Consider the following 13,219-nt stretch of genomic DNA (forward strand, 5'->3'; position numbering starts at 1 on the left):
ATCTTTATTGATGTAAAGCGTTTTGATATAAAGCCACGTCCTTCCATGTTATATCAGGGGCTATTAGCTTTCCTGTTTTCGTGTTATATTGAAACGGCTTCCATGATACAACAGAAGGTATTTTATTTATATAGCCTTTTGAAACAAGCGATTCAAGGCTTTTCGGCACACGATGCTCTGAATGTTTATAATTATCAATTGCCTGAGTTAATAATTTTTCGTATTTTTTCACATTCAGTCTTAAGATATTATAGAGACATATATTTTTTGTAATTGTGTCATTGCTTGAATTATACATATCCGTCCACATCTTAAGAGCAATGTCTACGCTGCCCTGCTTCTCACTAAGAAAAGCTATATATTGTTCTATTGTCTTGTGGTGTTCGGTTTTTTTATTTGCGATCTTAAAATAATGAAGTGCGATGGCATTGTTTTTATAGATGGTAAAGGCAATAAAACCTGCCTGAAACGGTATCTCCCAGCTATCCGGATCCCTTTTCATACCTAATTTTAGGAGATTCATAGCTGATGGTGCATCTTTATTGTACTGGGCAAGCATAATAGCTCCAAAGTTATACGCATCTATAAATCTTGGATCCAGCTTTGTTACAACATCATAGATATGATACAGGAGATTGAATTCCCTATCTGTTGCGAGGTGTTTGCCTATGTATTGTACAGACTGCATCCAAGATATATCAGAAAAAAAGTTATCATAGTGGAATACCGCCGCCTTTATGAAAGGTTCTGAAGGGAAAAATGCGAGTTCTTGAAACTCGTCAGTTTTTAATGGTTTTTTGTTATAATGATTTATGAGAAAAATGGAGAAAAAGAAGCATAACAGCCCAGCTATACCTATTAAAGGCCTTTTTATCATGTTAGTTCTTTACCTTCAAACAGAATAACAGTAAACAACAGTAAAAATACGGAGTAAAAAACAGCATAACCAATAAGGAATAAAGCCTGGTTTAAAGAAGGGAGTATGCCGTAAATAGCCTGGTTTTTTAAATCTAAAATAGCAAAATTAGGAAGTATATAATAAAAGAATTTTATAATGTATAACAGAACTGGCGATTTTGCAGACTCTGAAAGCTGCTTTAGTGTGCCTGTGGAGATACCGGCAAGATAGATAAAAAATGTAAAGATAGCACTTATTATGGATGAAGAAGTGATCACGGAAAAGAATATGGAAACAACGTTCAATATGATCAACTGCATCAGGACAAAGAGCATGGCAACTGCTATTGAGAAATAATGGAACTCATGGAAATACCAGATTGAATAATAGATACCTTTATTAATAAGCAGGATATTTGTGAACGCGCCTGCCGACATAATAACAATTACCACCATATCAAACAATACCATGCCGGCGAACTTACCTATTATGAACTCGTATCTTTTTATGGGCCTTGAAAGTACAAGATAAATGGTTTTTCCTTCCATCTCTTTTCTAAGCAAGGATGTGCCTACGAGTATGATAAGTAAAACGCTGAAAAAGGAAAGGAATGCGAGGCTGAGATCCTGAACGATCTTTATCTGTTCTCCCATTGTAAGAGGTGTAATAAGCTGGGATGCAAGTAAACCAAGTATCATAAAAAATATAGCAACGTATACGATCCTGTCTCTTATAGTTTCTTTCAATGTATTAAGAGCAATGGCATATATCCTACTCATTTCTAACCTCTCTAACAAATATGTCTTCCAGGGACTCTGTATGCTGCTCCAGTGATACAAGTTTTAGATTTAATGCTATAATGTCTTTTAATATCGCATCTACATCAGCATGCCTATCAATCTTTAAAACGCCCGTGTTATTATTAACCGATATATTGGTAATAAGTGATCTATATTTATCAACAATGCCATTTATATTATTCCCCTTTACAATCATCTCTGCATACTCAATATGCCCTGATAACAGCTCGTTTAAGCTGCCTTCTTTTACAATCCTGCCGTTTATTAGTATGCCGACTTTATCACATATCATTTCGACATCAGGTATGATATGTGTACTGAAGAACAGGGTTTTACCCTGCTTTCTCAACTTTAAAAAAATATCCCTGAAAAGCCTTCTTCCAATGGGATCAAGATTTGCCATTGGTTCATCAAGTATTAGTAAATCCGGGTCACCAACAAGTGCCTGCGCCATACCAAGCCTCTGTGCCATGCCTTTTGAATAATTGCCGATAGGCATGTCTGAATAGCTGCCAAGCCCGGCAAGTTCGATAAGTCCGTGAACAGTATTATCTATGCCTTTTTTGTCAATGCCCTTTAGCCGTGATACGAAGCTTAAAAACTCATAAGCATTAAGATAGGTATAGAACATTGGGTTTTCAGGCATATACCCTATCAAAGCCCTTGCCGATATATCGCGTGCATCGATATTAAAGACCTTAATAATGCCGGAGCTTTTTTTTATAAAATCATTGATCAGTTTTATTGTTGTAGTTTTCCCGGCCCCATTGGGACCCAAAAATCCGTATATCTGTCCTTTTTCAACAGTAAAACTCAATCCTTTTAAAACATGACTCTTCCTAAAAAAGCCTTTTTTATAATAAAGCTCTATATCCCTGCATTCAATGGCATTCATATTAGATAATCCTGTCTCATAAACACAAAAAATGCAATAAGTGTAGGGTTGAGGTACCCTCGCCCCTACAAGGTCTCTATTTTTTAAATGCGTTTTTGGGTTAAAAAAAATGGTAACCGAAAGGTTACCATTTAATGTAAACCAAAAACAGCCTGTTTTAGTTATGCACTACAAAATATGGGCCAGTACCCTGAACACCACCGGGTGCAAGAATACCGCCTGCATCATTACAGCCATCCAGTGCCCATGCAGTAGGACTTGTAGCTGGACTAAAGTAAAAGGTTATATCACCTTCGGTTGTGGATCCGCTACATCCTGAGTTGGTTAATCCATAAGAGCTTGGATCGGATTGATTGCCTGAACCTGAGGTAGGTGTCATTGTGGAACCTGCTACGTAAGGATTTGCAGGTAGTTGAGAATTCGGCAGGTGAGATGCGAAGTTCTGATCGGTTAACGATATAGGATATACACCGCCTGTTCCAACAGCATAATCTTCCAGTGCCAGATCAACAGTATGCATACCTTCTTTTACTGATGCCTCTTTTGCCCTTTGCTCCATAGCAATAAAGTTTGGGATTGCTATAGCTGCGAGTATGCCGATGATCACAACGACCACCATCAACTCAATTAATGTAAAACCTTTTTGTCCTTTCATAATCTTTCCTCCTTTAAAAATTTTCTATCTTTGAGTGTTGCAATTGTTATGCCAATGTATATATCGTATAACTTACTGATAAATAAACACTTACAATATTGTAGTTTTAATTTTAACATTTTATATCCTTAATCATAACAAAAATTGGCATAATGATTTTAGTTATGTAACACAAGATTTTGCCATAAAGGGCTCGCTGTTATAGTACCGACACTATTGCAGCCATTCATTGCCCATCGAGTAGGGTTTGTACTTGGACTAACATAATAAGTAATATCTCCGGCAGTGGATACTCCAGAGCAGCCGCTGTTAGCCAATGCCCATGCAGATGGATTTGTCTGGTAACCGCTTGATGCGGTTGTTTGAATATAGCCGTTTGTATATGGGTTAAGAGGCATTTTCTTGTCTGGTAAATCATTTATAAAGTTGGGGTCAGAAAGATCAGTAGTGGCCGGATATATACCGGAAAAATCAACTGCATACGTTTCTAATGTTATCTGTATTGTATTCATAGCTGATTCTATGGATGCCTGTTTAGCATGATTTTCCAATGTGATAAAATTGGGAATTGCAATTGCAGCGAGTATGCCGATAATTACCACTACTACCATTAACTCAATAAGAGTAAATCCTTTATGTTTTGATATATCTATTGAGTGCATGTTTTTGAATAACATATAAAAAAACCTCCATGAGAGGAGAATAAGCACAAAACATGCCTTTTTACAGATAAGCCAACTATTTGATTTAAAAAGATATTTTCTGTTTATACAGATTTGTAAGCAGCAATTGCTGAAAAATGAACAAAAATTGAAAAGATGTGTTTACTCGTACCTCAATGCCTCTATTGGATTAAGCATTGAGGCTTTTCTTGCAGGGTATAAGCCGAAGAACACGCCTACAGCAAAGGAAAAAAGAAAAGCAACTAGTATCGGGAGTATATTTATAGTTATAGGTATATGTATGTAATGTCCTGCGACAGTGCTGACTATGATCCCGAGTATTATGCCGACAATGCCGCCCAGGGTGGACAGAGTGACAGCTTCAAGCAGGAACTGCGTAAGTATATCCCTTCTTTTAGCACCAATCGCCATTCTTATACCAATTTCTCTTGTCCGTTCTGTTACCGATACGAGCATAATATTCATTATCCCTATGCCGCCGACAAGCAAGGATATTGAGGCAATACTGCCAAGAAAGATAGTTAATAATCCTGTGATGTTTGAAATGGCCGATAGTATATCTGCAACATTGCGGATTGTAAAATCATCGGGTTGGCCTTTTTTTAAATTATGCCTTTGTCTTAAAAGTGCTTCAATCTCATTTTGTGCCTCATTGATTGACGAGCTTGAGATTGCCTTTACGAAAATAAGACTAATGTATGTAATACCAAGCAGCTTCTTTTGAATGGTTGTATAAGGTGCAAGGATCATATCGTCCATATCCTGCCCAAAACCGGCAGTTCCTTTTGTTGCCATAACGGCTACAACACGGAAAGGAATATTCTGGATCTTTATAATTTTGCCGATCGGATCAATATTACCGAAAAGCTGCTGTCTAACGACCTGTCCGATAGCACATACATTTGCAGAGGCATCAACATCTTCTCTGTCAAAGAAGTTTCCTTCTGCTACGGACCAGTCCCTAATCATGGGAAAGCTTGAACCAACACCCAATATGGTTGTTCCCCAGTTCTGATTCTGAAAGATCACCTGTCCGGTAGTTCTAACACTTGGGGATACATAAAGAACATCAGGGCATTCCTGACTTATAGCATTGGCGTCTGATGGCATAAGATTTGTTCCTGTGCCGAAACCGCCGTGTACTCCGCCCATAGATGTACTTCCGGGGAAGATCATAAGAATATTTGATCCGAGTGCAGAGATTTGGGTTTCTATCTTTTTACTTACACCCTGTCCAATCGATACAAGTGCAACTACTGCGGTTATTCCTATAATTACACCAAGCCCTGTTAGCACGGACCTCATTCTGTTTTTGGATAAAGCCCTAAAAGAAACCTTCATTACTTCAGGGATATTCATCTATCACCATTAATCCATTTATCCGAAACAATAAGTCCGTCTTTAAAATTTATAATTCTTTTTGCATAAGCAGCGATATCGGGTTCATGCGTAACAAGTATAATTGTAACACCTGTTTCTTCATTCAATCTTGTAAGGATTGACATAATTTCTATACTCGTTTTGCTGTCAAGATTACCTGTAGGTTCATCGGCAAGTATAATATCCGGAGTATTTACAAGAGCCCTTGCTATTGCAACACGTTGCTGCTGACCTCCTGAGAGCTGTTGGGGATGATGGGTTTCAAATCCTTTTAATCCCATCATATCAAGCAATTGCATTGCCTTTTCTTTTCCTATACCGTTATTTGTGGTTGAATATATCATCGGTAGTTCTACATTTTCTAAGGCTGTTGTTCTTGAAAGAAGGTTAAAGCTCTGAAAGATAAATCCGATTTTATTGTTTCTTATTTCTGCAAGTCTATCCGGGGCAAGCAATGTTACATCATTACCCTCAAGCAGGTATTTGCCTTCTGTTGGTATATCAAGACAGCCGAGTATGTTCATAAATGTTGTTTTACCGGAGCCGGAAGCGCCTGTTACAGATACAAAAGAGCCTTTTTTTATTTCAATATCAACGCCTTTTAATGCCTCAACCTTAACCTCTTCAAGAAAATAGGTTTTTTTAAGACCAATTGTTTTTACAACAATCCGATCACTCCGCTGTTCCATAACCTGTAACCACCTTATCTCCCTGTTTTATGTCCCCGTTAACAAGCTCCGTAAAGTTATTATTTTTTATACCCGTTTTAACGGGAATAGGAATAAAACGTTCATCTTTATAGCCCCATACCTTAGTTACCCTGTACCACGCCTTTAATTGAGATTCTTCCGGCGGGACACTCACCCATGAGGGTAATCTGTGATTTTTTGCATACTCCGTGATGATTTTATTTGGATCCTTTGGTGTAAATCTGAAAGCAGCATTTGGTATAAGTAATATGTTGTTCTTTTTTGCAACATCGATATTCACATAGCTTGTCATACCCGGCTTTAATAATAGGTCTTTATTATCAACATATATAATCACATCGTAGTTTACCACATTCTGTATTACCATTGGTGCATTTCTTACAATGGCAACCGTACCTGTAAAAGTAATATTGGGATATGCGTCTACGGTAAAATCCGCCCTCTGTCCAACCTTTACCTTACCTATATCTGTCTCAACAACATTCGTATCGCTCTCCATTTTTTTCAGGTTTTCTGCCAGATCAAATAGATCGGGAGTTTGAAATGATGAGGCAACAGTCTGTCCGCTGTTTACCTCTCTTGTTATTACAACACCGCTTAATGGAGAAACAATCCGGGTATGTTCAAGATTAAAACTCGCTATTTTATAATTTGCCTGTGCCTGAAGAAGGGCTGCCTGCGCGGCTGTAAAACTCGCAACTGCCGTTTCATAGTTGGTTTTTGCTGTCTGAAGATTCTCTTGTGAAATGAGATCATGCGGCAGTTGTAATCGCCTTTCGTAAATAGATTTATTTAATGCCATTGTTGCTCTGGTATTTAAAATGCTTGCATGAGCAGATAAAAGGGCGGCCTTTGCCAGTGTAAGTTGAGCCTCAAAAGGCGTTGGATCAATGAGTGCAAGCAATTGACCTTTTTTCACAACACTATTGAAGTCAGCATATAACCTTATGATTTGTCCTGATACCTGAGCACCAACCTGAGCCCAAACTACGGGATTAATCTGGCCTGTTGCAACTACAGTAGCAGTAATACTACCGCGGCCTATTGACCCGAATGTAAGGGTTTGCTTATGATCTTCTTTTTTAAAGTAAAGTACGATAATCACTATTATGATAATAGTTATACCCGTAATGGTCAGGTATTTATTTTTTTTAAGCCAGCTTTTAAATGTTTTTTTATTGTCATTCATTGGGTAATCCTTTCCCTATAACATAATCTAAGTTTGCTATTGCAATATTGTAATTTGCAAGCGCAGATGCATAAGATGATTTTGCATTCTGATAGGTACTTACCGCTGTTAAATAATCAAGATAGTTGTTTACACCAGCCTTATAACCCTTTGATACAAGAGCAAGGTTTGCTTCTGACTGCTTTACCGTATCCCCTGCAACGGATATGCTTTTTTCTGCTTGTTGGATGGTATCTATTGCTGAAGCAACCTGGAGTCCCACACTCAATTTTTCCTGATCGAGATTATACTTTAGCTGCAGCATTCCTGCTCTTGCAACCTCTAATGCAGATGAGTTTTGTAAACCGGAAAATATGTTGAACGTAAGTTCAAGTCCTACCTGCCAGTTCCACACAATAGGGAATGCCTGTCCTGCCCAGTTGTAAGAAGCATTTCCGGTAAGAGACGGGAAAAAAGCGCTGTAGGATTGCTTGTATGAGTATGTTGCAGCATCAAGCTGTTTTTTTAGTGCAAGGTAATCGGGTCTGATGTTTAATGCCTGTTCTGTTGCAGCGTTTATATCCGAGGAAAATGGCGCAGCTGCAAGAGCGCCTTTAAATTCTACATCGTCTGTCAAGGGCATGTTCATAAGGGACAAAAGGTTTAAAATGTATATCTGTCTTGCATTCTCTGCAGTGATGAGATTAAGCCTTATATTCCCAAGGCTTGCTTTTGCACTCAGCACATCTATCTTTGAGTCTATACCGGCTTTGTAATAAACTTCTGCTTGTTTTAATTGTGTCTCTACCTGTTTTATAAGATACTCATCAGTATCTATGATCATGTTGTACTGTAGAAGGTTAAAAAAGTTCTGTTTAACATCATATATCAGTGTATTTCTGGTATTAATAAAATTATATTCGGATGACTTTACAAGTTCCGACGCACTCCTCATTCCGAAATAATTCTTACCGAATGTAAAAATCTGCTGATTTAAGCCAATCGATGCGCTGTAATAAGGATAATTTGTATTACCCGGTGGTACAATAAAGTTTGAAATGTATGGACTCTTTGATGTGGCAGCCAGATTTGCTGTAGCCCTTTGCCAGTCTGCAACAGCATTTACCTGAGGAAGCATGTTAGACCTTGCTATTCCATAATTGCCCTCGCTTGACATGATATTCATTTCAGACGATTTTAATTGAGGATTGCTCTGGAGCGTAAGCTTTATACAATCATCAAGAGTAAGTATCTTGCTATCATCCGCTTTTACCGTTTGAACGCCTATTATTAAAATAAGTGTAATAAGATATATAACAGTTTTTTTCATTTTTCTGCCTCATAATGATTGAAAACAACTAAATTCTATCGTTTACTTCCTGAATCTTCTATCCGCTTTATTTGATATTACTCTTTGTATTAAATCAAATAATTTTTTTTGCTGGGCTTTGTTCAATATCGTTTTTTCATCAAGTATATGGGCAACTATCATATTTTGTATGTCTTCCTGCATATTTCTGATCTCAGATATGTCTTGATGGATAACCTTCATATCGGGCTTGTCTGCACGAAGGGCATTGATAAGTTCCATCCTCTTTTGAAAGATTTGCTGTTTATCTTTAGTTATTTTATTACTTAGTATGTTTCTTTTTTCAACTATTGCCTTTGCCTGATCGGGAGTAAGGGAGAGTTCTTTAACAAGAAATCTGTTGAATCTTTCCATATTGGGTTTCCAGCCGGACGTACGATATTCAATATGTTTACTATATACATATCCCATCGTTATAAGAATGGATATGTTAAAAAGTACTGAGATTAAAAGTATAAATTTTAATGTGCTATTTTTCATTTTGTCCATCCATCATTGCGATATACGCCCCTCCTATAGAATTGGGTTGAACCGCTTCAAATGTATCGAGAGAGAGAGAGGCTACAAGTGCTGTTTTCTGGTTCATAAAGGTTTTACCAATAAAACTACCCGACTTGATCCCTATAACTATTATTCCGATGACAATTAATGTTTCTGCAAGCGTGGCAAATATGGGAAATATTGAGAAAGATCTTCTTGAGTTTTCATTTTCTGCACGAGACATAACCCTTGTCACGAACCCATAAGGGGCATTCAGACTTTTCATATAACTGAAAGTATCGTGTAATGCATGCATCTCCTTAAGTCTTATTTGACATTTTGTGCAATCTCTAATATGGGCGTCGAATAGCTCTTTTTCAGCTTTTGTTAATTCTTTATCTATGTATGGTGAGAAAAGCTTTCTTGCCCTTGAACACCTCATATCTACCTCCCAGTATGATAAACGATGCATGCTTGTTTTTTGTTCCATAAACCGTCTAACTCTGTAAATAGCTTTTTACTGAGTAAACCCTTTTATTAACTTCTTTAACTCTTCCCTTGCCCTTGAAATCCTGGATTTAACAGTACCTATGGATATGTCCAGTATATCGGCAATCTCTCCATATGAAAGCCCTTCTACCTCTTTCATAACTATGATTGTTTTTAGTTTCAGAGATAGCTTATTTAAAGCATTATTTAAGGCATCGGCTATCTGCTTGGATTCATAAGACTTTTCAGGAGAAGGGTCAACCGACGGCTGTTCTTCAATAAGCGATGTATCGTTCGTGGTATGTGGAAAGTGGGTTTCAAAAGTAGATTTTCGCTTATAATCAATACAGGTATTAACTGCAATACGGTATAGCCAGGTATAAATGGATGCATTTGGTCTAAAATTTTTCAGGCTCTGGTACGCTTTAAGAAATGTTTCCTGAGCTGCATCATTGGCAGTGTCCGTATCTCCAAGCATATAGCTGCATAAACTGTATATATTATCCTGATAGGTAAGGACTATTTCTTCAAATGCTGATTTATCCCCATTCTTAAACCGATCAAGAATTACAGGGTCATTGAGTTTTTTCATTCGTATATAATTCAATCCCGATTAGAACAGCTCTGTTACAATACCGTCCATAACGCATATACCTTTAACAGTGAGCGACAGTTTGCCCTCATTTATAATCACCAGACCACCTTCAGAAAGATGTTTTAAAAGCCCTTTGTTCTTTACGAGGCTGAGATCAACACCCTTCCATGTTCTTAAAGACAAAAATATATGTTCGTAAGTTGAAGCGTCCTGATCGAGCGTTTCTACCCTGCTAATCGGGAAAGAGCTGTTTGATAGCTTACTCATATAAGCTGATACAGGATATGAGTTCTCATATCTTGCCTGCGCAGTCATACCTATCCACGGCAAGCCTGTCTTAAAAAAGCCATGCGCACCAGAACCAATGCCGAGATAATCGCCCCTTTCCCAGTAATTGTTGTTGTGCAATGATTGGAAGCCTTCTTTTGCAAAGTTTGATACCTCGTAATGCACATAACCGATGTCTGTAAGCCTATTATGAATATTTGTATAGAGCTGTTCAAATATATCATCATTCATTTTTTGTTTAAATGTTTTGTCAACGGCAAGCGGTGTGCCCTGTTCAATTGTCAAATAGTATAAAGATACATGCTCCGGATTTATCTCCCGGATACCTTTAAATTCTTTTTCTATGTCCTGAGACGGTATGCCATAGATGATATCTATATTTATATTTTTAAAACCGGCTGATCTGGAAAGTTCAATGGCGTTAGTTGCCTCATCAACAGTATGTATTCTGCCGAGAGTATTGAGTATTTTGTTGTCGAATGATTGGACACCTATACTTATCCTGTTTATACCAAGACCATGCAGAGCCTTAAGCTTTTCTCTTGTTACACTCTCAGGATTAAGCTCTACGGTTGCTTCTACATTATCCGTTATCAACAAATTAGACCTTAATGATTCTATGATCTCCCCGAGCTGTTCCTGATTAAGCAGAGACGGTGTCCCTCCCCCGATGTACATGCTTTTTACATGCCTGTCAGAAAGGAAAAGCCTGTACATTGATATCTCAGATTTTACAGCTTTAACATAACGATTTATTTCATCATTTTCAGGCAGGTTCGACAAAAAACCGCAGTATCTGCATTTTTGTTTACAGTATGGTATATGAATATAAACCGTATATGTACTCATAAAAATACAATATAATGCACATATTTTAAACATGCAAACACATAAAGCAATAGATGCATATATTTTAAAGCCTGTTCTTGACAGGTTTTATAAAGAATATGAGCTAAAAGAGCGCATAACTTATGACCCTGTTGAGTTCCCCCATCGGTACAAAAAGCCTGAGGATATAGAAGTTGCCGGGTTTATCGCATCCTGTTTTGCCTATGGACGGATTGACCTGTTTAAGCCTGTCGTTGAAAGGATGCTTTCTTTAACAGAGGGTTCACCCTATGCATTTTTTAGCTCTTTCGATATCCGGAAACAATCCCATCTTTTTAACGATATAAAGTACAGGATGAATAAGACGTCAGATATTTTTGGATTTTTTCATCTTTTATCTCTTATGCTTATGAAATACCATACTATTGGTGAATTTTTTAAATATCATTATAAAAATAGTGATGAAAGCATAGTGCCCGTTTTAAGCAAGTTTGTAAATGCCTTTTACAGTGGTGATACAACAAATGTATACGGCAAACAAATCTACCCATTTGGTTTAAAACAACTCCTGCCGTCGCCTGATAAGGGCAGTACCTGTAAACGCGCCAATATGTTTTTAAGATGGATGGTAAGGTACGGAGATGCTGTTGACTTTGGTTTATGGAGGTTTATCCCGAGGAATAAGCTTATTATTCCTCTTGATACGCATATATCGAGGATTGCAAGACATCTTCTGCTTACGGAAAGGAAAACAACGGATCTTAAAACAGCCATAGAAATAACAAACAATCTGAAACTGTTTGATTCAGATGACCCTGTTAAATATGATTTTGCATTGTGTCATCTTGGCATCTCAGGCAAATGCCCTTCAAACAGGTCTGATTCATCTTGCATGGTTTGTATGCTAAAAGATGTGTGCATTGTTTAATTGATGAACTGCTTAACATTATGCTGTCAATGCATCCTTTGCCCTCACAACCTTTCTGTAAGAATAAATAAACGCAGGAACAACTACAAGAAATGTGAAAGCCGCTATGGTTGCATAGCTTTCATCAAAAGGCAGAATCTTTTCAAGCCCCATAAAATTCCCTATACCTATCAATGCAAACAAGCCTCCGCCAAAGAATAAAGACCTGCCTCCTGTTTCGCTGCCTATTGCCTTGATTTGATCTTCTGTAAGAGCATGTGCTAACTTCAGGGAAACCCCGAATAAGAACCCTATAAGTATGAGCATGAGCATTGTTCCTACTCCAAACATAAGTCCCGGTAAAAATGCCGTCCATGCATCATGCATAGCAGGCGCTGCTATTGTATTAACAAATAATGCAAAGCTGCCGAAACCAAAACCCGCTATGAATCCATGTATCAATGTCCATTTAACCGGCAGGTCTGATTCTTTAGGGTCGCAAGTTTCGCAGTTTGTACTTAAAAGACGGCTACTTTTTTCCATGTTCCGTACATCATTATGGTGGTGCCCTATTAAATGTATATGAGAATAACGTCTTCTTTTAATCACAATAAATCCGGTGAACACCATAACTATACCCACTGCAATATACACATAATCGTTAACCTCGGGCTTTAATAATATTGGAGCAAGCGCAAGATAAGATAGTTCCGATATGAGCATTCTTTGAATGGTAAAAGCCATTGAAAAATATAAGCCTGCCTTCATCCCATGCTTACTTCCGCTACCTATTGCGTAGCTAAACGTTATGGGCCAAGTATGCTCATCGGGTAAGATGCCGTGCAGTATGCCGAGTAAAAAAGAATATACAACTGCTGTAAGTGGGTTCATAATATTTATTCTCCTCCAAATAATATTGATCTTTTATTAAATTAAGGGGAAGTTAAAAAATGTCAACAACATGTTTTATGATATTAAACCAGAGAATATGGCAATAAGGCTTGTCTCCCAAAGTGAGTACATAGTCTGTCTAATTATTTTGCTTGACACAATTACTCATATTATAATATTTTT

General features: G+C 37.6%; 13 protein-coding genes and 2 pseudogenes. 1 reads left to right on the forward strand and 14 read right to left on the reverse strand.

Translation table 11 applies throughout. The annotated features are described in order from the left end of the window. Positions 1-4: 4 nt before the first annotated feature. The 13 genes and pseudogenes from M1381_09055 to hemW form a co-directional block, all read right to left on the reverse strand. A complete protein-coding gene (locus M1381_09055; protein ID MCL4479227.1) occupies positions 5-877 on the reverse strand; it encodes a hypothetical protein in 873 nt (290 codons plus the stop codon). Further along, on the reverse strand, positions 874-1,677 hold the full coding sequence (locus M1381_09060; GenBank protein ID MCL4479228.1) for an ABC transporter permease: 804 nt from the start codon (positions 1,675-1,677) through the stop codon (positions 874-876). The genes M1381_09055 and M1381_09060 overlap by 4 nt, the downstream gene beginning before the upstream one ends. Further along, the gene (locus M1381_09065) at positions 1,670-2,593 is read right to left on the reverse strand and encodes an ABC transporter ATP-binding protein (protein MCL4479229.1); all 924 of its coding nucleotides are present in this window, start codon (positions 2,591-2,593) and stop codon (positions 1,670-1,672) included. The genes M1381_09060 and M1381_09065 overlap by 8 nt, the downstream gene beginning before the upstream one ends. 565 nt (positions 2,594-3,158) lie before the next feature. Continuing rightward, positions 3,159-3,248 (reverse strand): annotated as a pseudogene (locus M1381_09070) (prepilin-type N-terminal cleavage/methylation domain-containing protein). A 551-nt stretch (positions 3,249-3,799) separates the two neighbouring features. Beyond that, positions 3,800-3,895 (reverse strand): annotated as a pseudogene (locus tag M1381_09075) (prepilin-type N-terminal cleavage/methylation domain-containing protein). Positions 3,896-4,072: 177 nt separating this feature from the next. Beyond that, a complete protein-coding gene (locus tag M1381_09080; GenBank protein MCL4479230.1) occupies positions 4,073-5,272 on the reverse strand; it encodes an ABC transporter permease in 1,200 nt (399 codons plus the stop codon). A 14-nt stretch (positions 5,273-5,286) separates the two neighbouring features. After that, entirely contained in the window at positions 5,287-6,000 is a 714-nt protein-coding gene (locus M1381_09085; protein ID MCL4479231.1) for an ABC transporter ATP-binding protein, read from the reverse strand. Next, entirely contained in the window at positions 5,984-7,210 is a 1,227-nt protein-coding gene (locus tag M1381_09090) for an efflux RND transporter periplasmic adaptor subunit (GenBank protein ID MCL4479232.1), read from the reverse strand. Before M1381_09090 ends, M1381_09085 begins: the two co-directional genes overlap by 17 nt. Continuing rightward, positions 7,203-8,519, reverse strand: coding sequence for a TolC family protein (locus M1381_09095; GenBank protein ID MCL4479233.1), 1,317 nt, complete (start codon positions 8,517-8,519; stop codon positions 7,203-7,205). The genes M1381_09090 and M1381_09095 overlap by 8 nt, the downstream gene beginning before the upstream one ends. Positions 8,520-8,561: 42 nt before the next feature. Then, entirely contained in the window at positions 8,562-9,038 is a 477-nt protein-coding gene (locus tag M1381_09100; protein ID MCL4479234.1) for a periplasmic heavy metal sensor, read from the reverse strand. Further along, the gene (locus M1381_09105; protein ID MCL4479235.1) at positions 9,028-9,528 is read right to left on the reverse strand and encodes a zf-HC2 domain-containing protein; all 501 of its coding nucleotides are present in this window, start codon (positions 9,526-9,528) and stop codon (positions 9,028-9,030) included. The genes M1381_09100 and M1381_09105 overlap by 11 nt, the downstream gene beginning before the upstream one ends. 27 nt (positions 9,529-9,555) lie before the next feature. Next, the gene (locus M1381_09110) at positions 9,556-10,134 is read right to left on the reverse strand and encodes a sigma-70 family RNA polymerase sigma factor (GenBank protein ID MCL4479236.1); all 579 of its coding nucleotides are present in this window, start codon (positions 10,132-10,134) and stop codon (positions 9,556-9,558) included. Between the two features lie 6 nt (positions 10,135-10,140). After that, positions 10,141-11,259: a radical SAM family heme chaperone HemW gene (gene hemW / locus M1381_09115; protein ID MCL4479237.1), complete on the reverse strand. Its 1,119-nt coding sequence runs from the start codon at positions 11,257-11,259 to the stop codon at positions 10,141-10,143. 31 nt (positions 11,260-11,290) lie between these two features. On the opposite strand from hemW, the gene M1381_09120 reads away from it, so the two are divergent. Beyond that, entirely contained in the window at positions 11,291-12,166 is an 876-nt protein-coding gene (locus tag M1381_09120) for a TIGR02757 family protein (GenBank protein ID MCL4479238.1), read from the forward strand. Between the two features lie 18 nt (positions 12,167-12,184). On the opposite strand, the gene M1381_09125 is transcribed toward M1381_09120, so the two are convergent. After that, on the reverse strand, positions 12,185-13,036 hold the full coding sequence (locus tag M1381_09125) for a hypothetical protein (protein MCL4479239.1): 852 nt from the start codon (positions 13,034-13,036) through the stop codon (positions 12,185-12,187). Positions 13,037-13,219: the final 183 nt, after the last annotated feature.

The organism is Deltaproteobacteria bacterium (genome assembly GCA_023382265.1).
In the GTDB taxonomy this organism is placed as follows: domain Bacteria; phylum JAMCPX01; class JAMCPX01; order JAMCPX01; family JAMCPX01; genus JAMCPX01.

Coding starts and splice junctions, on each gene's coding strand:
- M1381_09055 (MCL4479227.1), bottom strand. CDS start 877: ATGATAAAAAGGCCTTTAATAGGTATAGCTGGGCTGTTATGCTTCTTT.
- M1381_09060 (MCL4479228.1), bottom strand. CDS start 1,677: ATGAGTAGGATATATGCCATTGCTCTTAATACATTGAAAGAAACTATA.
- M1381_09065 (MCL4479229.1), bottom strand. CDS start 2,593: ATGAATGCCATTGAATGCAGGGATATAGAGCTTTATTATAAAAAAGGC.
- M1381_09080 (MCL4479230.1), bottom strand. CDS start 5,272: ATGAAGGTTTCTTTTAGGGCTTTATCCAAAAACAGAATGAGGTCCGTG.
- M1381_09085 (MCL4479231.1), bottom strand. CDS start 6,000: ATGGAACAGCGGAGTGATCGGATTGTTGTAAAAACAATTGGTCTTAAA.
- M1381_09090 (MCL4479232.1), bottom strand. CDS start 7,210: ATGAATGACAATAAAAAAACATTTAAAAGCTGGCTTAAAAAAAATAAA.
- M1381_09095 (MCL4479233.1), bottom strand. CDS start 8,519: ATGAAAAAAACTGTTATATATCTTATTACACTTATTTTAATAATAGGC.
- M1381_09100 (MCL4479234.1), bottom strand. CDS start 9,038: ATGAAAAATAGCACATTAAAATTTATACTTTTAATCTCAGTACTTTTT.
- M1381_09105 (MCL4479235.1), bottom strand. CDS start 9,528: ATGGAACAAAAAACAAGCATGCATCGTTTATCATACTGGGAGGTAGAT.
- hemW (MCL4479237.1), bottom strand. CDS start 11,259: ATGAGTACATATACGGTTTATATTCATATACCATACTGTAAACAAAAA.
- M1381_09120 (MCL4479238.1), top strand. CDS start 11,291: ATGCAAACACATAAAGCAATAGATGCATATATTTTAAAGCCTGTTCTT.
- M1381_09125 (MCL4479239.1), bottom strand. CDS start 13,036: ATGAACCCACTTACAGCAGTTGTATATTCTTTTTTACTCGGCATACTG.